Source organism: Aurantimonas marina (genome assembly GCF_017183135.1).
Classification (GTDB): Bacteria; Pseudomonadota; Alphaproteobacteria; order Rhizobiales; family Rhizobiaceae; genus Aurantimonas; species Aurantimonas marina.
In genome coordinates this window covers 15,617-37,225 of sequence record NZ_JADDXW010000001.1, presented here as the reverse complement: position 1 = coordinate 37,225, position 21,609 = coordinate 15,617, and the positions used below count along the sequence as shown (strand labels likewise).

The following is a 21,609-nucleotide window of genomic DNA, read 5'->3' as shown; positions in this document are numbered from 1 at the left end:
TTCGCGCAGACCTTCTTATATAGGGTTTTCTGATCCAAATTCACGGCACGTTGGCATGCTATGTGGCATGAACGAGCCTTTGAACGGTGCGTTCAGGAAATAAGACCCGGATGTATCCGCGTCTTCCGCTCGACCCATTCTTAGTCCGGATCAATGCCGAAGGCGACGCAGAGTTCCACCATATCCGCCGGCAATTCCGACTGGAAGGACAGGGGCGTTCCCGAGACCGGGTGGACGAAGCCCAGACGGTGGGCATGCAAAGCCTGGCGGCGAAAGCCCTGGACGAGGCGTTTGGCATCCGGGTCGAGGCGCTCCGATTTGGTGCGAAATCCGGCGCCATAGACATCGTCGCCGACGAGCGGGTGTCCGATGTGGGCCATGTGAACCCGGATCTGGTGGGTGCGTCCGGTCTCCAGGATGCATTCGACCAGGGATGCCAGACCGCCGTCGAGCGGCGAGGCAGCGCGCAATGCATAGCGGGTGATCGCGTGGCGGGCGTCGCTTCGTCCCTCTGGCACGACGGCGCGTTTGACGCGGTCGCTGGCCGAGCGCCCGAGGGCCGCGTTCACGATCCCGCGGGGCCTGGAGGGCGTGCCCCAGACAAGAGCCCGATAGGCGCGTGACAGACGACCGTCGCGGCCATGCATGGCAAACTGCTCCGAGAGGCCCCGATGGGCCGCATCGGACTTCGCGACGACCAGAAGGCCGCTGGTCTCCTTGTCCAGGCGATGGACGATGCCGGGCCGGCGCACGCCGCCGATACCGGACAGGCCGTCGCGGCAATGGTGGAGCAATGCGTTGACGAGGGTTCCAGTCCAATTGCCGGGGCCCGGATGGACGACGAGCCCCGCCGGCTTGTCGATGACGATGAGATCGGCGTCCTCATGCACGATGTGTAGCGGTATGGCTTCGCGCTCGGGGGTGGCGTCAGTCGGCGGTGGCATGTCGATATCGATTGTCTCGCCGGCAAGAAGCTTGCGCTTGGCGACCACCACGGTAGCGCCGCCGATCCGGACGCGGCCCTCGCCGATCAAGGCTTTGGCCCGGCTGCGGGAGAGGGCTCCCTCGCTGGCTTCCGCCAAAAAGGAGTCGAGCCGCTCGCCGGCTGCGGCGGCCTCGACCAGGAAACGTCTTGTATCCATGACCTTATCGCCTGTAGGAGCGGGAACGATTGCCAATGGAGCCCGCCCGATCGCCCATGACCCACAGCGACGACAATGAGATCGAAAAGCCGCTCGACCCGGCGACCGAACGGGTCCGGCGCAAATTGGTGCGGCTGCTGGGAGTGTCGATCGGGATCATGGTGATCGCGGTTATGGCGGTGCTGGGTGCGGTTGTCTACAAGGTCTCCAGTGGTTCGGGGGGCGCTCGCCTTCAGCCCAAGGCGGAGATGGCCATCGCGATCCCGGCGGGGGCAGAGGTCGTCGAGACGTCGCTCGACGGCGACCGGGCGCTGATCCGGATTCGGACGGCGAGGGGGATGCGGCTGCTGCTGGTTTCGCTTGCCGACGGCGGCATCCTCGTCAGCTACGCGCTTTCCGGCGGCTGACGGTTCGCGCCGACGAAAGCGGCAAAGGCCTCTTGCGTCCGAAACGGGCTGCCGCTATATCGGCCCTGCAACAAGCGCCCATCGTCTAGCGGTTAGGACGGCGCCCTCTCACGGCGCAAACAGGGGTTCGATTCCCCTTGGGCGTACCATTGCGCTGCTGCGAGCGCTGGTCTTCCGGAAAAACAATCACTTACTACCCGTTAAGCCGACTTGTTTGTCAGGCCGCTGCACACCATCATGTGCAACATGGCGGTTGAAGGGGCGATCTCCAATCATCTCACCAGACGCAATGTGGCGTTGGAGTCCCCCCGGTTCGGCGGAGAGTTGTAGGCTTACAGTCCGGGACGCGGCTTGGGCACTCCTGTCGTAGGCGATCGGGGATTTGTAGCCGAAGGCCGAGTGACGACGCGCGGGATTGTACCAGCCCTCGATGAAGCTGAAGACGGCCGTGTGTCACGGACCTGCCGTCATCAGACGAAAACTCATGGGTAGAATCCGTAACCCTTTGTGAGATGTTGGCAATCAAGGGCAGACGGCGTGAGTGCAGGTAATCCATTAAAAAAACCCGCCAGACGAAAGCTAAGCGCTTGATCTGGCGGGTTCATATTTGGTTGCGGGGAGAGGATTTGAACCTCTGACCTTCAGGTTATGAGCCTGACGAGCTACCGGGCTGCTCCACCCCGCGTCATGGCCGTGCGCCGCTCTGCGCCGCCGGTGAGTGCGATATATGCGAGGCTTCGCTGAATGTGAAGGGGCATTCTCGCTTTTCGGACAATCAAGTCGGATCGGACGGCCGCCCGCCCGGATCGCGCAGCAATATCCTCCGCGTGAGAACCGGTCCCGCGGCGGTTCCGGCCACATCAGTCCCGCAGCGCCCGCCGCAGCACCTTGCCGACACCGGTCTTCGGCAGTTCGTCCTTGAACTCGACCGCGCTCGGCCGCTTGTAGCCGGTGAGATTGTCCTTGCAGAAGGCCTTGACCTGGTCGGCGGTGATCTGCGGATCGCTCGCCACCACGAACAGCTTGACCGTCTCGCCGGAATTCTCGTCCGGGATGGCGATCGCGGCGGCCTCGACGATCCCCGGCATCCGGGTGACGACCTCCTCGACCTCGTTGGGGTAAACGTTGAAGCCGGAGACGTTGATCATGTCCTTCTTGCGGTCGACGATCTTGAATTGGCCGCGCTCGTCCATGACGCCGATATCGCCGGTGCGGAAAAAGCCGTCCTTGGTCATCACTTTCGCGGTTTCATCGGGCCGGTTCCAGTATCCGACCATGACCTGCGGCCCGCGGATGGCGATTTCGCCCCGCTCGCCCATCGGCAATTCCTCGCCCTCGTCGTCGATGATCTGCAACTCGGTCGACGGGATCGGCATGCCGATCGTGCCGCTGTATTCGGTGGCGTCGGTCGGGTTGCAACAGGCCGACGGCGCGGTCTCGGAGAGGCCGTAGCCCTCGCAGATGGAGCAACCGGTCCGCTTCTTCCACAGCTCCGCCGTCGCCGCCTGGACGGCCATGCCGCCGCCGAGCGACAGTTTGAGATGCGACCAGTCGACCGCCCCGGCCTCCTTGTGCCGGGCGAGCGCGCCGAACAGCGTGTTGACCGCCGGAAACGAGTGGAACTTGTACTTCTTCAGTTCCTTCAGCGTCGCCGCGATGTCGCGCGGGTTCAGGATCAGGATGTTGCAGCCGCCAGTGCGCATCGACAGCATCATGTTCACGGTAAAGCCGAAGATATGGTAGAGCGGCAACGCACAAACCGTGAGCTGCTGCTCCCCCGCCGGTATGTGCTTCATCGCCGGCATGTTCCACAATTCCGACTGCAGAACATTGGCGATAATGTTGCCATGGGTCAGTGTCGCGCCTTTCGACACGCCGGTGGTTCCGCCGGTATATTGCAGGACGGCGACGTCGGAACGGTCCGACGCGACCGGCGTGAATTGCCTGTCGCGGCCCTTGGCCATCGCCGCCTTGAAGGGAACCGCGTCCGGCAAATCGAAGTCCGGCACCAGCTTCTTGACCTTGCGAAGCACGAAGTTGACGATGAAGCCTTTGACGGTCGGCAGCATGTCGCCGATGGTTGCGACGACCACGTGCTCGACCGGCGTCTCGGCACGGCAGGTCTCGAGCGTCTTCGCCATGTTCTCGAGAATGACGATCGCCCGCGCGCCGGAATCCTTCAACTGGTGGGAAAGTTCGCGGGGCGTATAGAGCGGATTGGTGTTGACCACGACCATGCCGGCCCGCAGCACTCCGGCCACCGCGACCGGATATTGCAAGACATTCGGCATCATCAGCGCAACGCGATCGCCCTGTTTCAGTCCGAGCGACTGGAGATAGGCGGCGAAGATCCGCGACTGCTCGTCCAGTTCGCGATAGCTCATCGTCGTTCCCATGAAATGGAACGCCGGGAGGTCGCCATGTTTGGCGAATGCTTCGTCGAGCAACTCGGCCAGCGAGCGGTAGGGAAAATCTGGAAGCTCGGCCGGCACGTCGGCGGGATAGTGCTGAAGCCAGGGTTTCTGCATTTTCGATACCTCCCGTTATCTGAGGATATCGATAACGCAGTCGCGCGAGAAACGGAATTGGTTTCCCTTTACGTAAGCGGAAAAATTGCGGAGATTGTCAGCAAGGGACGCGGCGGCCGAAAGCCGGACATCAAACGGCCAGCGATACCAGCGCTGCGAGCAGCAGGTTGGCGCCCTTTTCGATATCGGGCCAGGCAGTCGATTCGTCCGGTGCGTGGCTGATGCCGCCCTTGCTGGGAACGAAGATCAGCGCCGAGGGGCAGAGCGCCTGCATGGTCTGGGCATCGTGGCCCGCCCCGGACGGCATCGCGCGGACGGGAATTCCCTGTTTCGCAGCTTCCCCGGCCAGGAGGCTCGCCAGTCCCTGATCGAGCGCAACCGGCGACAGCCAGCTTTTGTCCTCGAGGGAAAAGGTGAGGTTGTGCCGGGCGGCGACGGCGGCGATCTGGCTGCGCAGCCGGCCCGTCAACCGCCGCATGACTTCTTCCGAAATGTCCCGAATGATGATGGAGAACTCCGCTGTGCCCGGAATCGTATGTGGGGCGTTCGGAGTGAGATCGACCTTGCCGATGGTAATTCGCGATTCCTCGCCGCCGATGTCGGCGATAACCGCCGGGATCGCGCCGGCCACCTCAGCCAAGCCGGCGAAGGCGTCGGCGCGCATGTCCATCGGTGTTGTGCCGGAGTGATTGGCAGTGCCGTTGAGCCGCACGAAAAGGTTGCAGACGCCCGAGACGGAATGGGCGATGCCGATCGGGATCACCGCTGCCTCGAGTACCGGACCTTGTTCGATATGCAGTTCCAGGAAGGCCCGGACGGAGTTCGGCGCGCGCGCCGCGTTCAGGATTTCGTAGGGGTCGAGGCCATGCGCACGCATCGCCGCGACCAAAGTGACGCCGTCGGCGTCGCGTGCCTGATCGATCCATTCTTGTGTCACCTGGCCAGCGATCGCCTGGGAACCGAGCATGCCGCCAAAGCGACCTTCCTCCTCCGCCGTCGCGACGACTTCGATGGCCGTCGTCGGGCTCAGCCCGGCATCGCGCATCGCCCGCACGCATTCCAGAGCGACGCAGGCGCCGAGCGCGCCGTCGAAGGTGCCGCCCTCCGGCACCGTGTCGAGATGCGATCCGGTGATGATTGAGGGGCCGTCGGCGGGGCCGAACCGGCCGAAGACATTCGCCGCGCCGTCGCGGCGGACCGCGAGACCATCGGCGATCATCTTATCGGCGAACCAGTCGCGGACGGCCATGTCTGCCTCGCTGAAACCGATCCGGTTGAAGCCCCCGGTCCGCGGGTTCCGGCCGAAGCCGTTCACGCCGGCCAGTAGCGATTGCAGACGGGAGAGATCGATTTGCGCCGTCGCCGAAGGCATCCGAATTCCGCCTCTCAATCAAAGTGTTGTCGCGATTTGAGGCAAGATTGCCCGAGACATCATATAATTGATTATGAATTACACGTTGCCTTCATGCAATTTATCATGATTAATTATCGAGGATTGACACACAGGGGAGCGGGTTATGAGAAAATGGCTGACCGCGGCGATCGCCACGGCGTTGATGGCACTGGCCCCGGCGGCAGTCGCCCAGACGCCGCCCAATGTTCTAGTGGTCGGTCAGATCGCCGAGCCGAAATCGCTCGACCCGCAGGCGGTGACGGCGGTCAACGATTTCCGCATCCTGGTGAATCTCTATGACGGGCTGGTCCGCTACAAGGACGGCACGCTGGAGGTCGAGCCGTCGCTGGCCGAGAGCTGGACGATCTCCGAGGACGGCAAGACCTACACCTTCAAGCTGCGGGAGGGCGTGAAATTCCACGACGGCACGCCGTTCAACGCCGAAGCGGTCAAGTTCAACTTCGACCGGATGTTGAAGGAAGACCATCCGTTCGCCGACACCGGACCCTTTCCGCTCGCCTTCTTCTTCTCCGCCGTCGAGGCAGTGACGGCGGTCGATCCGACCACGGTCGAGTTCAAGCTCGACGCGCCCTACGCGCCGTTCCTGTCCAACCTCGCCTATCCGACCGGCCTGATCGTCTCGCCCGCGGCGGTGGAGAAATACGGCAAGGATTTCGGCCGCAATCCCTCCGGCACCGGCGCCTACAAGTTCGCCGAATGGGAGCCGAACGCGAAAATGGTGGCGACCCGGAACGAAGACTATTGGGATGGCGCGCCGGAACTCGAGGCGGTCATCTTCCGGCCGATCACCGACGCCAACACCCGCATCGCCGAAATGCTGTCGGGCGGCCTCGACATCATGGTGGAAGTGCCGCCGGACAGTCTCCAGCAGTTCAAATCCTCCGGCGACTTCGCGGTTCGCGAACAGGCCGGGCCGCATCTCTGGTTCCTGATCCTCAACACCAAGGAAGCTCCGTTCTCGTCCAAGGCGGCGCGCCAGGCGGCGAACTACGCGATCAACAAGACCGCGCTGGTGGACAACATCCTGCAAGGAACCGCCGATGTCGCGGCTGGCCCGACGCCGCCGGCCTTCGCATGGGCCTATGACGAGACGCTGGAGCCCTATTCCTACGATCCGGAAAAGGCCAAGGATCTCCTCAAGGAAGCGGGATACGACGGCGAGGAGGTTACCTTCTACGTCACCGAAGGCGGCTCCGGGATGCTCGATCCGGTCGCCATGGGCACGGCGATCCAGGCCGATCTTCAGGCCGTCGGCATGAACGTCAAGATCGAGACTTACGAGTGGAACACCTTCCTCGGCAACGTCAATCCGGGCCTGGAAGGCAAGGCGGACATGGCCGAAATGGCCTGGATGACCAATGATCCGGACACCCTGCCGTTCCTTGCCCTCAGAACCGAGGCCTTTCCCGACAAGGGCGGGTTCAACTCCGGCTATTACTCCAACCCCAAGGTGGACGAACTCCTGGAAAAAGCCCGTCAGGTCACCGACCAGGGCGAGCGCGCGACGCTTTACAAGGAGATGCAGCAGATCGTGAAGGAGGACGCGCCCTGGGTATTCGTCGCCAACTGGAAGCAGAACGCGGTAACCGCCGCCGCCGTCGAGGACTTCAAGCTGCAGCCGTCCTTCTTCCTGATGCTGCAGGACGTCAAGAAGCCCTGAGCGTCGGTCCATCGCGCCGGCGGCCTCGTGCCGCCGGCGCTCGTTCTCGCATCCGACCGGGACGTGCGCCGTGGCCGCCTACATCGCCAAACGCCTGATTGCGGCGATCCCGGTTCTGTTCGGGCTGACGATCATCGTATTCCTGATCATGGCGATGATCCCCGGCGACCCCGCGACGGCGATCCTCGGCTCCTACGCGACGCCGGAAAACGTCGCGCGGCTCAACCGGGATCTCGGCCTCGACAAGAGCCTGCCTGAGCAATATTTCATCTGGATCGGCAATCTGTTTCAGGGCGATCTCGGCCGCTCCTACACCTTGAACCGGCCGGTGCTCGACGAGGTGCTGGAGCGATTTTCGGCGACATTGATCCTCGCCGGCACGTCGCTGATCCTGTGCTCGATCTTCGGCCTTCTCGCCGGCATCGCGTCGGCCGTCCGGCAATATGGCTGGACCGACAAGATCGTCACCCTCCTGGTGCTGATCGGCATATCGACGCCGTCCTTCTGGCTCGGCCTGCTCTTGATTCTCGGCTTCGCGGTCAATCTGCGGCTGTTTCCGGCCAGCGGCATGTATGCGATCTATGGCGGTGGTGATCTCCTCGACCTCCTGCATCATCTGGCCCTGCCGGCTTTCACCCTCTCCGTCGTCGCGACCGGCGTGATCGCGCGGCTGACGCGCACAGCCATGCTGGAGGTGCTGCGGCAGGACTATATCCGCACCGCCCGCGCCAAAGGCCTCACCGAGCGCCGAGTGATCTTCCGCCACGCCTTCAAATCGGCCCTGGTCAGCGTGATTCCGGTGATCGGCATCCAGGCCGGCTTCGTCATCGGCGGCGCGGTCTATATCGAGACCGTGTTCCAGTGGCCGGGCATCGGCTCGATGCTGGTCAAGGCGATCTCGACCCGCGATCTCCTGCTCGTGCAGGGCGGCGTCCTGGTCGTCGCGGCCGCCTATGTCCTGTTCAACCTCATCGCCGACGTCGTGCAGACCCTGCTCGACCCGAGGCTGCGCTGATGGCGGACACGACCTTGGCCACTCCCGAACCCAGGGCCCGGCGCGGACGGCCGGGCAGCGCCGCGCTGCTGTTCGCCAACACGCTGGCCACCGGGGGCCTCGTCGTCCTCGTCCTGATCGCGCTGATCGCCCTGGCGGCGCCGATCCTGCCGCTGGCCGATCCCGACGTCACCGCGCCGGTCGACCGCCTGATGCCGGTGTTCAGCGCCGGACACCCGCTCGGCACCGACCATCTCGGCCGCGATATCCTGTCGCGGCTGATCTGGGGCACGCGGGTCAGCCTCGCGGTCGGTCTGTCGGCCACGTTCATCGCCGCCTTCTTCGGCTCGCTGCTCGGCCTCGTCGCGGGTTACGCGGGCGGTCGCACCGACAGTTTCGTCATGCGCGGCATCGATATGGTGATGGCGTTCCCCTACATTCTTCTGGCGCTGGCCATCGTCGCGGTGCTGGGGCCGGGGCTGATCAACGCGCTCTACGCCATCGCGCTGGTCAATATCCCGTTCTTCGCCCGCAACATCCGCGGCATCACGCTGGGGCTGTCGCGCCGCGAATTCGTCGATGCCGCGCGCCTGTCGGGCAAGACCCCGGCGCAGATCCTGTTCCTGGAAATCCTGCCGAACGTCCTGCCGGTCATCGTCATCACCATGTCGACCACCGTCGGCTGGATGATCCTGGAGACGGCGGGCCTGTCGTTCCTCGGACTCGGCGCGCAGCCGCCGCAGGCCGACCTCGGCTCGATGCTGGGCGAGGGGCGCAAGATCCTGTTCACCTCGCCTCACGTCTCGGTCATTCCGGGCCTGATGATCTTCGCGCTGGTGATGAGCATCAATCTGCTCGGCGACGGCATCCGCGATGTCCTCGACCCGCGACTGCGATCCGGCGCGTTGACGCGCCCTGTGGCACGCACCGCGATCATGCGCGATGGGCCCGCCGAAGCGCCGATTCCGGCGGAACGCGCGGTGCTCGACATCCAGGATCTGCGCACCGAATTCCACGTCGGCGGGTCCGTCTACAAGGCTGTCGGCGGCATCGACCTGTCGCTGAAAAAAGGTGAGTGCCTCGGCCTTGTCGGCGAATCCGGTTCGGGAAAATCCGTCACCGCCATGTCGGTCATGGGGCTCGTCCCGACGCCGCCGGGCCGGATCGCCGGCGGGGTGGCCTTTCTCGGCACGGAAGACCTCTTTGCTGTCAGCGACGAGCGGATACGCCAGCTGCGCGGCGCCGCCGTCGCCTATGTCTTCCAGGATCCGCTGTCGACGCTGCATCCGCTGTTCACCGTCGGCGATCAGCTGACCGAGGCGATCCGCGCGCACCACACGATGACCGGTTCGCAAGCGAAAAAGCGGGCGATCGACCTCCTCGATCTGGTGCGGATTCCAAACCCGGCCGCGCGCTTGAACGTCTACCCGCACGAACTCTCCGGCGGCATGCGCCAGCGTATCTGCATCGCCATGGCGCTCGCGAACGACGCCGGCGTGCTGATCGCCGACGAGCCGACCACCGCGCTCGACGTGACCGTGCAGTCGCAGATCCTGGCACTGATGAACCGGCTGCGCCGCGAGCGTGACACGGCGATCCTGTTCATCACGCATGATTTCGGCGTCGTGTCGGCGATCTGCGACCGGGTCGCGGTGATGTATGCTGGCCGGATCGTGGAAACTGGCCCGACCGAGGCCATCCTGTCGGCGCCGGCTCATCCCTATACGGCGAAGCTGATCCAGTGCGTGCCGGTGCTCGGCGAACCGGAGCGTCGGCTCGACGCCATCGCGGGCCGTCCGCCGCTGGTCGACAGCCTGCCGGACGGTTGCGCCTTTGCGCCGCGCTGTCCACGGGCGCGGGCGGACTGCCGAAGCGGCGATATCGCAATGACCGGCGCGGACGATGGGCGAGCAGTGCGCTGTCTGCATCCTTTGGCCCTGGGGGAAGCCGATGTCTGACCGGACGCTCCTCGCGATCACGGACGTCGGCAAAATCTTTGGCGGCGGTCAAACCCTGTTCGGCACCCAAAGGTCCGCTGTTCACGCGGTGCAGAGCCTGTCGCTCGACGTGAAGAAGAGCGAGACCCTCGGGATCGTCGGGGAATCGGGCTGCGGCAAATCGACCCTAGCGCGGTTGATGGTCGGGCTCGATCTGCCGACCGCCGGGCGGATCACGCTGGACGGCCGCGACCTCGTCGCTGAGGCCAAACGCGACCGCCGGGCGCTGGCGCGCAAGGTTCAGTATGTGTTCCAGGACCCGGTCGCCTCACTCAACCCCCGCAAGACCATCCGGACGATTCTCGAGGCGCCGCTGAAACATCTCGCCGGGCTGACGGGGGACGCGCGCGCGGCGCGGCTGGAAGAGCTGATGGCCGCCGTCAATCTCGCGCCGGAATTCCTCGAGCGCTATCCGCACGAGTTTTCCGGCGGCCAGGCCCAGCGCATCGGTATCGCCCGGGCACTCGCCGCAGGACCGGAACTGATCGTTCTCGACGAGCCGGTCTCCGCGCTCGACGTCTCGATCCAGGCGCAGGTGCTCAACCTCCTGGACGATCTGAAGGACCGCTTCGGCCTGACCTACGTGTTCATCAGCCACGATCTGTCGGTGGTCGAGAGCGTCAGCGACCGCGTTGCGGTGATGTATTTCGGCCGGATCGCCGAGCTTGGCCCGGCGCGCAGTGTCTTCGCGGCGCCTCGCCATCCCTACACCGATCTGTTGATGCACTCGGCACCCGCGCCCGGCCGCCATGACCTGATCCCGGAAGACGCCAACACCGAATTGCCCGATCCCTACGATCCGCCGCCGGGATGCGCGTTCTATGCCCGCTGTCCGAACGCGACGAAACTTTGTGCGTCACGGCATCCGCCGCTCGAGCCGGTTTCCGGCGGCGCCGCGGACCATCTTGTGGCCTGCTACCATCCCAATGGTCCGGGCTGATCCCATGCCCGAAAAATCCCCCATGGGCCCGGCTCGGCGCGTTTCAGACAAGGGCCGCAGACGCCGCAAGCGGCCGGATATCATTGCCGACCAGCTTCGCGAACTGATCGTCGCGCATGGCCTGCGGCCGGGCGATCCGATCGCGTCGGAGTGGTTCCAGTCCCAGAACATCAAGGCCTCGCGCGGCACCTTGCGGGAGGCGCTGCAAATCCTCGAATTTCAGGGGCTGATCACCAGCAAGACAGGACCGGGCGGCGGCACATTCGTATCGGCCGTCAGTCCGGATCAGGCGATCCGCTTGCTGGACAATCTGTTCCTGTTCGAGCAACCCTCGATCGCGAATATCTACGCGCTGCGCAAATGGGCCGAGCCGGAACTTGCCGCGAGCGTCGCCGGAAAACTGTCGCCGGAAGGCTTCGAGGCCATGCAGTCTACCATCCGGCTCTATGAGGACGAACCGACGACCGCGGAAGAGGAATACGCCCAGCGTCTCGCCGAGCTCGATTTCCACGAGGAGCTGACGCGCCATTCCGATAACCCGCTGCTGGCCTTCATCGGCAGGTTCTTGTTGAGCCTCTTGCGGGAGATGACGGTCTGCCGGGCGATCTACAAGGAACCCAATCCCGGCCTGCGCGAGACCGGCCTGCATTACCAGGTGCGCCTGTTGCGGGCGCTCAAGGCGGGCGATCCAGAACTGTGCCGCATGATCATGCGCGCGCACATGATCGAAGCGGAGAAATACATGCTGGAACGGGCCGCAGTGCGCGTGCGCTCACGCCGGAAAGGGGCGGTGATGCCGCCTTTCGACCCGAGCGTGCCGGCAAGGGCACGTTAACGGTTTTGCCCTAGACCAGACGTCATTGGTGTGGGGGAAGCTCAGTGAGTATCAAGAAAATTCTACTCGACGAGCTGCCCGGAGTCGTCGACGCGATCGCTGCCAGCATCGCCGTGATCGATCTCGACGGCGGAAAACCGGATCGGGTTCTGGCCTGCAACTGCCATTTTCGTCGCATGTTGGGAATCCGTGCGCCTGACGGGGCAGGAGCACGGCTCAGGGATTTGCTGCCGGGCTACGCGCGGCGCAATATCGCTGTGCAAATCGAGGAATGCGTTCGGACCGTGACACCGGTCGAGATCGTGCAGGTCATCGATCTTGAAGGCAGAACGTTTTGGTGGCGCATGGCGGCGCAACCGATCCTAAACGGTGCCCGCGAGCCGGGCGGCGTTTTGCTCACCTGCCTCGATATCACCGAGAAGATCCAGCTGGAAAACGAACTGAAGACGGCGAACTCCCGCTTCAGCGCGGTCATCCAGTCGGCCTATGACGGTATCGTTACCGTGGATCGGCAGCGGCACATACATTTGTTCAACGCTGCGGCCGAGGAGATGTTTGGCTATAGCGCCGAGGAGATCAGGGGTAGACCGCTCAACACCCTCATCCCCGAAAAATATCATGACCGCCACGCCGAGCATTTGGAGACTTTCTCCAATTCGCCGATTTCCTCGCGGCAGATGTTCGAGCGCGACGGCCAGATCTTCGGCCTGGCCAAGGACGGTACGCAATTTCCCGTCGAGGTTTCGATCGCCAAGATCACGGTCGGGGGCGCGACCGAGTTCACGGCCCTCATCCGCGACATCTCCGAGCGCGCCAAGCTGATCGAGGAATTAAAGCGTCAGGCATTGATCGATCAGTTGACCGGGCTGCCCAACCGGCGGGCCTTCAACGAGCAAGCCGCTGATCAGATGGCATTGGCCCGCCGCCATGACCGGCCGCTCAGCGTCCTCATGATCGATCTCGACCGCTTCAAGCGGATTAACGACACCAGGGGGCATCCGGCCGGCGACATGGTGTTGCGGGCCATGGCATCAGCCGGCACGTGCATCCTGCGCCAGTCCGACATCTTCGCGCGGCTCGGCGGCGAGGAATTCGCCGTGGTGCTGCCCGAGGCTGACGAGGGGCGGGCGATCGTCATCGCCGAGCGACTGCGCCAGGCCGTCGCGAATGCCCGGTTTCAGCACGATTGGGGGGAGCATGGTCCGATTCCGTTTACGATCAGCATCGGCGTCGCTCCCTGTTTCAACGACGATCTTGCGATCGAATACGCGCTGAAGCGGGCCGATCGGGCCCTTTATGACGCCAAGCAGGACGGTCGCAACCGGGTAAAGATCTGGTCGCGCATGCCCGAAGCCGCGGGCGAGTTGCGTGCGGCAGGTTGACTGCGTGGGGCCGGGCCGCCCGCAATCATGATGGTTGTCGCTTCTCAGGCGTAGCGGCTCTGGCGCGTGGTCTTGTCGATGGCCATGGCGCCTGCGCCGGAGCCGGCGAGCACCAGGAAACCGCCGGCGAGGGCGATGTTCTTCATAAGGACGTTCGGCTCGGCGAGATGGGCGATGAGCCCCGTCGCGACGCAAAACGCCGCCAGCGCGATCGCGATGACGCGGGTCTGGAAGCCGACGAGAATCGCCAGGCCGCCGAACAGCTCGAATGCGCCGGTCAGATAGGCCATCACCAGCGGCGCGGGAAAGCCGAGGCTGCCGAGATAGCCGGCAAATCCGGCTGCGCCGGTCAGCTTGCCGAAGCCGGCGACGATGAAGATGATCGACAGCAGGACCCGGCCGACGAGGATAAGATTGGCATTCATGCCGAAGGGCTCCGTATGGGTGAACGCGAAGGCGCCTCTCTCCGTGTTCCGATGTCCCTGCGTAACCGAAGACGGGGCTGATTACAGCCGGTCCGTAACCGACGGAACGTCAACTAAAAGCGACACAATTGAAAAGCGTAGGTGACGACGACGCCCGAATCGATCCGCCGCCGCCTCAACCGGGACGGATCATGGCGGCCGGATCGACAATGCGGTCGTAATCCGCCTCCGAGACGAGGCCGCTCGCCACCGCTTCCTGGCGCAAGGTCGTGCCGTTCTGATGCGCCGTCTTGGCGATCTTCGCCGCGTTGTCGTAGCCAATGGTCGGCGCCAGCGCCGTCACCAGCATCAGTGATTGCTCCATCAGGCTCTTGATCCGGTCCTCATTGGCCTCGATGCCGTCGACGCAGTGTTCGGCGAAGCTCTCCATCGAATCGGCCAAAAGCCGGATCGAGGAGAGAACCGCGTTCGCGATCACCGGCTTGAAGACGTTGAGCTCGAAATGTCCCTGACTGGCGGCGACGGTTACGGTGGTCTCGTGACCGAAGATCTCGGTCGCCACCATGGTGATGGCCTCGGCCTGGGTCGGATTGACCTTGCCGGGCATGATCGACGAGCCGGGCTCGTTGGCCGGCAAATTGAGTTCGCCCAAGCCTGAACGCGGTCCCGAGCCGAGGAAGCGGATGTCGTTGGCGATCTTCATCAGATCGGCGGCCAGCGAGTTGAGCGCGCCGTGGAAGAAGGTCAGCGCGCCGTGCGAAGCCAGCGCCTCGAACTTGTTTGTCGCGGTGCGGAACGGCTCGCCGGTGAGCGTGGCGATCTCGGCGGCGATCGCCGTGTCGAAGCCCTCCGGCGCGTTGAGGCCGGTGCCGACGGCCGTGCCGCCCTGCGCCAGCGCGTAGACGCCGTCGAGGGCATCGCCGATCCGTTTCTTCGACAGTTCCAGCGCGGCGGCGTAGCCGGAGAACTCCTGGCCGAGCGTCACCGGTGTCGCGTCTTGCGTGTGGGTGCGGCCGATCTTGATGATGGAGGCGTATTCCCTCGCCTTGTTGTCGAGCGAGACGTAGAGCCGGTCAAGCGCGGGGATGAGGCGCTCCGTCGTCTCGACGACCGTTGCGACGTGCATTGCGGTCGGAAACACGTCGTTTGACGATTGGCTCATGTTGACGTGGTCGTTGGGATGGACCGGCTTTTTCGAGCCCATCGTGCCGCCGAGCATCTCGATCGCCCGGTTGGAGATCACCTCGTTGACGTTCATGTTGGTCTGGGTGCCGGACCCGGTCTGCCAGACGACGAGCGGGAAGTGATCGTCGAGCCGGCCGGCGATGATCTCGTCGGCCGCGCTCTCGATCGCGTCGGATATCTCGCCATCGAGCCGGCCCATCGAGGTGTTGACCCGCGCGGCGGCCTTCTTGACGGTCGCCAGCGCAACGATCAGCGGCATCGGCTGGCGGTCGCCGCCGATCCTGAAATTGTTGCGCGAGCGCTCGGTCTGGGCGCCCCAATAACGGTCGGCCTCGACCTCGATCGCGCCGATGGAATCGGTTTCGGTCCGGGTGCTCATCTCATGCCCTCGTCGCTCTGCCATGTCGCTGCGGCTTGCTTAACCGGCGTACGCGTGGATCGGAAGGGGCGGGGGTCGCGTAAAATCGGTTTAGATAACAGCAGGGGCTCGACCGGCGGTGGTGCCGAATGAAGATGGGCGGGTCGAAGGACCCGCCCATAGGCTAGCATGCCTTGGAGTGGCTACGTGGCCGGGCAGTGCGCCCCAGTGGCGACCCAGGCCTCGTAGAGCTGGCCGAACTGCTCCTGCGTTCCGGGGGCCGGCTTGCGGCCCTTGCCGGGCTTCCAGCCCCATCCGACGAGGTCGTCCTTCGCCATGTGCTCGACCAGTTCGGCCAGGGTCTTGCCGCCGTTGCGGTTCTCGTCCTTGATCTGTGCGCAGATCTCGCCGAGCGACTTGCCTTCCCAGGCCATTTCAACCGGCGCGAGATGCCAGTTCGGATTGCCGGGGATCGACCTGATATCGTCCGTCTGCGCGACGACATCGACATTTTCCGGCCCATGGCAGGTATTGCAGGTCATGCCGGGCGCACCGAAATTGGCGGCGCCCCGAACCACCGGGGGGTCGTGCAACGCCATGTCGTCACCCTGAAGCGGCGAGTCGCCGCGCGGGTGGCAATTCACGCAGCGCGGATCCTGAAGCACCTTGCCAGTTTCCTCGAAGATGGCGATCGAGCGCTCGGTTTCGTCGGCGATGGAGTCGAAGTCGGCGACAGGCCGCAGCGACCCGGTGTCGGCATCGGCGAAGGCATCCGAGGAGGCGGCATCCGCCGTCTCCGTCACCTTTTCCTGCGCCAGACCGGGTCCCGCCCCGAGGATGAGGCTCGCGGCCAGAGCCATGACGGCCAGACGGTTTGCCAGAATTTTCGATGCGGTCACGTTGAATATCCCGTTGCTCACGATGTCTGCGCCTCAACGATCGGCAGTTGCCGCACCGGCTGGCCTGTCAGCCGGCGCCAGGCGTTGGCGACCGCCGGTCCGATCGGCGGCGTACCCGGTTCGCCGACGCCGGTCGGCGCCTCGCTGGATTCGATGATTGCGACCTCGACCTCGGGCATCTCGTTGATGCGCAGCGAGCGGTAGTCGTGAAAGTTGGACTGGACGATCTCGCCGCCCTCGCCGAGGGTGATCTGGTCGAAGAGGACTGCGCCGAGGCCATAGCCAATGCCGCCTTCCATCTGCGCGCGGATGATGTTGGGGTTGACGGCGACACCGCAATCGACGGCACACCAGACCTTATGCACCCGTGGCTCGCCCCTCTCGCCGATCGAAACTTCGGCGATCTCGGCGACATAAGTATTGAAGGATTTGTGCACGGCGACGCCGCGCTGGCGACCCTCGGTCACCGGCGATGATCCCCAATTGGAGATTTCCGCCGCCTTGCGCAGGACATTGGCGCGACGAGGATCGTTCTCAAGCAGGGTTAGGCGACCCTCGACGGGGTCCTTGCCGGCCTTCTCCAGCAATTCGTCGATGAATGTCTCGACGGCAAAGCCGGTGTGACTGTGGCCCACCGAGCGCCACCACAGCACCGGTACCGGAAGCTCGACATTGTAGGCCCGCACCCGCAGATTGGAAATTCCGTAGGGCATATCCGCGGCCCCCTCGACGGTGCTCTCGTCGAGGTCGGTCTTCTTCATGACCGACTGGCCGACGATCTGCTGGTCCCAGGCGACGATGTTGCCGTCCCGATCGATGGCGCCTTCCAGCGAATGCACGTAGATCGGCCGGTAGAAGCCGCCGCGAATGTCGTCCTCGCGGGTCCACATGTGTTTGATCGGCCGCGTCATGCCAGAGGCTTTGAACGCTTCCGCCGCCTCCCGCATGTAGGGAGACCCGAACTGCGCGCGCCGGCCGAAGCTGCCGCCGGCAAGCTGGGTGTTGACCCGCACCTTGGCCGGATCGACGCCGCAAACATCGGCGATCGCTGCCGTGTCCTGGCCTGGAAACTGCGAGCCATTGTAGCAGTCGATCGAGCCGTCCTCGGCCTGGATCAGCACCGCGTCGAGCGGCTCCATCGGTGCGTGGGCGAGGAACGGGAAAGTGATTTCCGAGCGCAATGTGGTGATGCCGTCGGCGGACAAGGCGCTTCCGGTATCGCCATTGTTGGTCGCCTCGAGCCCCTCGCCTGACAGCAGCTTGCGGTAATCGTCGTAGATTGCCTCACTGGAGCGCGTTTCCGCCGCGCTGAGATTCCACTCGATCTCCAGCGCATCGCGCGCCTTGAGAGCGGCAAAAGTGTTTTCCGCGAACACCGCGACGCCTTGCGTGATCTGCTTGACGTCGACGACGCCGGGAACCTTGCGGGCCTCGGTGTCGTCGAAACTCTTCACCGTGGCGCCGAAATGCGCGGGGTGAGCAACCACGGCGATCAGCATGTCGTCGGCCAGCACGTCGAGCGTGAAGACCGCCTTGCCGTTCGTCTTCTCGGGGGTGTCGAGTTTTGGCCGGTTGGTGCCGATCAGCACGAAATCCTTTGGGTGTTTCAGCTTCGGCTCGGCCGGCGCCTCCATGGTGGCGGCCTTCTCGGCAAGCTCGCCGAAGCCCGCCTCCTTGCCCGACGCTTCGTGCCTGATGCGCCCCTTGGCGACGGTGATCTCTCCGGCCGGAACGTCCCACTCCTCGGCCGCCGCGGCGACCAGCATCGCCCGCGCGGTGGCGCCGGCCTTGCGCATCTGTTCGTAGGAATTGGCAATCGCGGTCGAGCCGCCGGTGCCCTGAATGCCGAAGGCGAGATTGGCGTAGAGTTCGTCATTGGCCGGAGCGGCGGCGACGCGCATCTGGCTCCAATCGGCGTCGAGTTCCTCGGCCACCAGGGTGGTCAGGCCCGTATAGGGACCCTGTCCGAACTCGATATGCTTCGACAACACAGTGACAACGCCGTCCGGCGCGATGCGCACGAACGCATTGAGCTCCCGGACCGATCCCGCCGCGCCGGCCGGCGCGCCTTGTAGCAAGGAAGCGGCGGCTCTGCCGCGCATGGCGAGGGTGACGCCAATCACCAGCCCGGCGCCAGCGAGGAAGCCGCGCCGTGTCGGTTGGATGCTCTGGATGTTCATGGGTCAGCCCTCCAGCTTCGCGGCGGCGTCGTGAATCGCCTGACGGATGCGGACATAGGTGGCGCAACGGCAAATGTTGCCGGCCATGGCGTTGTCGATGTCCTCGTCGCTCGGCTCGGGATTGAACTGCAGCAGTGAGACAGCCGACATGATCTGGCCGGACTGGCAATAGCCGCATTGGGGCACGTCGATCGCCGTCCAGGCAGCCTGGACCGCCTCGGCCTCGCGACCCTCGGCCCCCTCGATGGTGGTAACGGTGGAGCCGTCGACCGTGGAGATGGGGGTAATGCAGGAGCGACGGGTCATGCCGTCGAGATGGACGGTACAGGCGCCGCATTGGGCGATGCCGCAGCCATATTTCGTGCCGGTCAGTTTTTCCGCGTCGCGGATCACCCACAGCAGCGGTGTGTCGGGATCACCGTCGAACGTCTTCTCTTCGCCGTTAAGCGTGAAATTGATCAAGCGAGCCTCCTTGCGGTTGGCTGAAAGGGAGCGGCCGGAGATCCCATGCGACCGAAAATTAGAATTCACTAAAATTTAGCCGTGGCCTTGCGCGAGACAAGTGCAGCTGTCCGGCGGGAAAACGAACTCTGTGTTCGCCTACAGCCGGTGGGCGAACCCACTGACAGCGATCACGGCGGTGATGGCAGGCAGTCGTTGCCCACTGACGCTGACGAGGGGGCCGAAACAAAAGGGCCGCTCCAGCCATGGAGCAGCCCTCGATGTCGGTCCGGTGCGACCAATGGTCACTTCATCTGGTCGCGCGCAGCATCCTTGACCTTGCCGTAGTTCTTCTGCGTCTTGCCCTCGGCCTGATCGACCGTGCCCTCGGCTTCCATGCGCTCGTTGCCAACCGCCTTTCCAGCCGCTTCCTTAATGTTGCCGCCCATTTCCTTGGCGCCACCCTTGATCTCGTTCTTGTCGACCATGATTCCATTCCTTTCAGAAAAATAGTCCGGCGAACCGCCGGGCTTCGGAGAACAAACGCATTTTTTTAGGTCGCGTTCCCTTGGCCGAGCGGGAATTCGTTCGCCGGGCGCGCAAAAGGGAAGGGGCCCGGCGATGCCGAGCCCCTTCCAGATCGTTACAGTGCTTTTCGGTGCTGGGCGGCTTGATGGTCTTCCGCGAAGCCCTGACGGCTTCTTAGAAGTCCATGCCGCCCATGCCGCCCATGCCGCCGGGCATACCACCAGGCATGCCGCCGCCGGCCGAGTCCTTCTTGGGAGCCTCCGAGATCATCGCCTCGGTGGTGACCAGCAGGCCGGCGACCGAAGCCGCATCCTGGAGCGCGGAGCGAACGACCTTGACCGGATCGACGATGCCCATCTGGACCATGTCGCCATACTCGCCCGACTGGGCGTTGTAGCCGTAGGTCACCGACGAATTGTCGAGGATCTTGCCGACGATGATGGAACCCTCGGCGCCGGCATTGGTGACGATCTGGCGAAGCGGGGCCTGGAGCGCGCGGCGCACGATGGTGATGCCGGCTTCCTGGTCCTGGTTCTCGCCCTTGATCGTCAGGGCGTTGGAGGCGCGCAGGAGAGCGACGCCACCACCGGCGACGATACCCTCTTCGACGGCCGCGCGGGTCGCGTTGAGCGCGTCGTCGACGCGATCCTTCTTTTCCTTGACCTCGACCTCGGTCGCACCGCCGACGCGGATGACCGCGACGCCGCCAGCGAGCTTGGCGAGACGCTCCTGCAGCTTCTCCTTGTCGTAGTCCGAGGTGGTCTCCTCGATCTGGCCCTTGATCTGGCCGACACGGGCCTGGATCTGCTCTTTCTCACCGGCACCATCGACGATGGTGGTGTTTTCCTTGGTGATCGAGACCTTCTTGGCGCGGCCGAGCATGTCGAGCGTGACATTCTCGAGCTTGATGCCGAGGTCCTCGGAGATGACCTGGCCACCGGTGAGGACGGCGATGTCCTCGAGCATGGCCTTGCGGCGATCACCGAAGCCCGGCGCCTTGACGGCGGCGATCTTCAGGCCGCCACGCAGCTTGTTGACGACCAGCGTGGCGAGCGCCTCGCCCTCGACGTCCTCGGCGATGATCACCAAGGGCTTGGAGGACTGCACGACGGACTCGAGGACCGGCAGCAGCGCCTGGAGGTTGGAGAGCTTCTTCTCGTGCAGGAGGATGTAGGCATCCTCGAGCTCGGCGACCATCTTCTCCGGGTTGGTCACGAAGTAAGGCGACAGGTAGCCGCGGTCGAACTGCATGCCCTCGACGACTTCGAGCTCGGTCTCGGCGGTCTTGGCTTCCTCGACGGTGATGACACCCTCGTTGCCGACCTTCTGCATGGCAGCGGCGATCATCTCGCCGATTTCCTTCTCGCCATTGGCCGAGATAGTGCCGACCTGGGCGACTTCGTCCGAGGTCTCGATCTTGCGGGCCGACGACTGCAGGGCTTCGACGACCTTGATAACGGCCATGTCGATGCCGCGCTTGACGTCCATCGGGTTCATGCCGGCGGCAACCGACTTGCCACCCTCGCGAACGATCGCCTGGGCGAGGACGGTCGCCGTGGTGGTGCCGTCGCCGGCCTTGTCGTTGGTCTTCGAGGCCACTTCGCGCACCATCTGGGCGCCCATGTTCTCGAACTTGTCCTCGAGCTCTATCTCCTTGGCGACGGTGACGCCGTCCTTGGTGATGCGCGGCGCGCCGAAGGACTTGTCGATGACGACGTTGCGGCCCTTCGGGCCGAGGGTCACCTTCACCGCGTCGGCGAGGATGTCGACGCCGCGCAGCATGCGTTCACGTGCGTCGCGGCCGAATTTTACTTCTTTAGCTGCCATGGTCTTAATTCTCCCGGGCGCGCCATCGAAGGCCGCGCCGTTTGAAGTTTCGTGGAAATTCGTCTCGTGGGCGGAGAGCCGGCCTTAGGCGACGACGCCCATGATGTCGGATTCCTTCATGATCAGGAGGTCTTCGCCGTTGAGCTTGACCTCAGTGCCCGACCATTTGCCGAACAGCACGCGGTCGCCGGCCTTGACGTCGAGCGGAACCACCTTGCCGGACTCGTCACGTGCGCCGGAGCCGACGGCGATGATCTCGCCTTCCTGGGGCTTTTCCTTGGCCGTGTCCGGAATGATGATTCCGCCAGCGGTCTTCGCTTCGGATTCCACCCGGCGTACCACGACGCGATCGTGCAGGGGACGGAAATTCACAGCTGCCATGTTCGTTGAACCCTTCGTTGAACGAATACGGCCGGACCCAGAACGGGACCCGGCTCGAAGAATTTGGCACTCACCAATGGAGAGTG

Annotated in this window: 18 protein-coding genes and 2 tRNA genes; 8 read left to right on the top strand and 12 right to left on the bottom strand. The window is 64.2% G+C overall.

Going from position 1 to position 21,609, the window contains the following annotated elements:
- Positions 1-140: 140 nt before the first annotated feature.
- Positions 141-1,142 carry an RluA family pseudouridine synthase gene (locus tag ING15_RS00170; RefSeq protein WP_206452751.1) on the bottom strand — a complete coding sequence of 334 codons (1,002 nt, stop codon included), beginning with the start codon at positions 1,140-1,142 and terminating at the stop codon, positions 141-143.
- 56 nt (positions 1,143-1,198) lie between these two features.
- Between ING15_RS00170 and ING15_RS00165 the strand changes: the two genes are divergently transcribed.
- Both ING15_RS00165 and ING15_RS00160 read left to right on the top strand, forming a co-directional pair.
- Positions 1,199-1,549: a fimbrial protein gene (locus ING15_RS00165; protein WP_206452750.1), complete on the top strand. Its 351-nt coding sequence runs from the start codon at positions 1,199-1,201 to the stop codon at positions 1,547-1,549.
- A gap of 74 nt (positions 1,550-1,623) precedes the next feature.
- A tRNA-Glu gene (locus ING15_RS00160) sits at positions 1,624-1,698 on the top strand.
- Between the two features lie 459 nt (positions 1,699-2,157).
- Here the strand turns inward: ING15_RS00160 and ING15_RS00155 are convergent.
- The 3 genes from ING15_RS00155 to ING15_RS00145 form a co-directional block, all read right to left on the bottom strand.
- A tRNA-Met gene (locus ING15_RS00155) sits at positions 2,158-2,234 on the bottom strand.
- A 175-nt stretch (positions 2,235-2,409) separates the two neighbouring features.
- Positions 2,410-4,077, bottom strand: coding sequence for a long-chain-fatty-acid--CoA ligase (locus ING15_RS00150; RefSeq protein WP_206452749.1), 1,668 nt, complete (start codon positions 4,075-4,077; stop codon positions 2,410-2,412).
- A 130-nt stretch (positions 4,078-4,207) separates the two neighbouring features.
- Positions 4,208-5,449: a Zn-dependent hydrolase gene (locus tag ING15_RS00145; RefSeq protein ID WP_206452748.1), complete on the bottom strand. Its 1,242-nt coding sequence runs from the start codon at positions 5,447-5,449 to the stop codon at positions 4,208-4,210.
- 145 nt (positions 5,450-5,594) lie between these two features.
- Here ING15_RS00145 and ING15_RS00140 point away from each other — a divergent pair, with 145 nt between their 5' ends.
- The 6 genes from ING15_RS00140 (at position 5,595) to ING15_RS00115 (ending at position 13,299) form a co-directional block, all read left to right on the top strand.
- Complete coding sequence (locus tag ING15_RS00140) at positions 5,595-7,151, top strand: ABC transporter substrate-binding protein (protein WP_206452747.1); 1,557 nt, start codon at positions 5,595-5,597, stop codon at positions 7,149-7,151.
- A 70-nt stretch (positions 7,152-7,221) separates the two neighbouring features.
- Positions 7,222-8,166, top strand: coding sequence for an ABC transporter permease (locus ING15_RS00135; RefSeq protein WP_206452746.1), 945 nt, complete (start codon positions 7,222-7,224; stop codon positions 8,164-8,166).
- The gene (locus ING15_RS00130) at positions 8,166-10,103 is read left to right on the top strand and encodes a dipeptide/oligopeptide/nickel ABC transporter permease/ATP-binding protein (RefSeq protein WP_206452745.1); all 1,938 of its coding nucleotides are present in this window, start codon (positions 8,166-8,168) and stop codon (positions 10,101-10,103) included. The genes ING15_RS00135 and ING15_RS00130 overlap by 1 nt, the downstream gene beginning before the upstream one ends.
- Positions 10,096-11,082 (top strand): ABC transporter ATP-binding protein, encoded by a 987-nt coding sequence (locus tag ING15_RS00125; protein ID WP_206452744.1) that lies wholly within the window; start codon positions 10,096-10,098, stop codon positions 11,080-11,082. The genes ING15_RS00130 and ING15_RS00125 overlap by 8 nt, the downstream gene beginning before the upstream one ends.
- A gap of 4 nt (positions 11,083-11,086) precedes the next feature.
- Positions 11,087-11,917, top strand: a complete 831-nt coding sequence (locus tag ING15_RS00120) for a FadR/GntR family transcriptional regulator (RefSeq protein WP_206452743.1) — start codon at positions 11,087-11,089, stop codon at positions 11,915-11,917.
- A gap of 44 nt (positions 11,918-11,961) precedes the next feature.
- Positions 11,962-13,299 carry a sensor domain-containing diguanylate cyclase gene (locus ING15_RS00115; protein ID WP_206452742.1) on the top strand — a complete coding sequence of 446 codons (1,338 nt, stop codon included), beginning with the start codon at positions 11,962-11,964 and terminating at the stop codon, positions 13,297-13,299.
- A gap of 44 nt (positions 13,300-13,343) precedes the next feature.
- Here ING15_RS00115 and ING15_RS00110 read toward each other — a convergent pair whose 3' ends face one another.
- From ING15_RS00110 to groES, 8 genes are all read right to left on the bottom strand, one after another.
- Positions 13,344-13,724: a DoxX family protein gene (locus ING15_RS00110; RefSeq protein ID WP_206452741.1), complete on the bottom strand. Its 381-nt coding sequence runs from the start codon at positions 13,722-13,724 to the stop codon at positions 13,344-13,346.
- A gap of 175 nt (positions 13,725-13,899) precedes the next feature.
- Entirely contained in the window at positions 13,900-15,288 is a 1,389-nt protein-coding gene (fumC, locus tag ING15_RS00105) for a class II fumarate hydratase (RefSeq protein ID WP_206452740.1), read from the bottom strand.
- Positions 15,289-15,470: 182 nt separating this feature from the next.
- The gene (locus ING15_RS00100) at positions 15,471-16,127 is read right to left on the bottom strand and encodes an Isoquinoline 1-oxidoreductase subunit (RefSeq protein WP_206453213.1); all 657 of its coding nucleotides are present in this window, start codon (positions 16,125-16,127) and stop codon (positions 15,471-15,473) included.
- Between the two features lie 56 nt (positions 16,128-16,183).
- The gene (locus ING15_RS00095; protein WP_206452739.1) at positions 16,184-18,346 is read right to left on the bottom strand and encodes a xanthine dehydrogenase family protein molybdopterin-binding subunit; all 2,163 of its coding nucleotides are present in this window, start codon (positions 18,344-18,346) and stop codon (positions 16,184-16,186) included.
- Positions 18,347-18,349: 3 nt separating this feature from the next.
- On the bottom strand, positions 18,350-18,808 hold the full coding sequence (locus tag ING15_RS00090) for a (2Fe-2S)-binding protein (protein ID WP_206452738.1): 459 nt from the start codon (positions 18,806-18,808) through the stop codon (positions 18,350-18,352).
- Positions 18,809-19,092: 284 nt separating this feature from the next.
- On the bottom strand, positions 19,093-19,275 hold the full coding sequence (locus ING15_RS00085) for a CsbD family protein (RefSeq protein ID WP_206452737.1): 183 nt from the start codon (positions 19,273-19,275) through the stop codon (positions 19,093-19,095).
- A gap of 214 nt (positions 19,276-19,489) precedes the next feature.
- Complete coding sequence (gene groL, locus ING15_RS00080; RefSeq protein WP_206452736.1) at positions 19,490-21,142, bottom strand: chaperonin GroEL; 1,653 nt, start codon at positions 21,140-21,142, stop codon at positions 19,490-19,492.
- A gap of 84 nt (positions 21,143-21,226) precedes the next feature.
- Positions 21,227-21,523, bottom strand: coding sequence for a co-chaperone GroES (groES, locus tag ING15_RS00075; protein ID WP_009208297.1), 297 nt, complete (start codon positions 21,521-21,523; stop codon positions 21,227-21,229).
- Positions 21,524-21,609 lie beyond the last annotated feature (86 nt).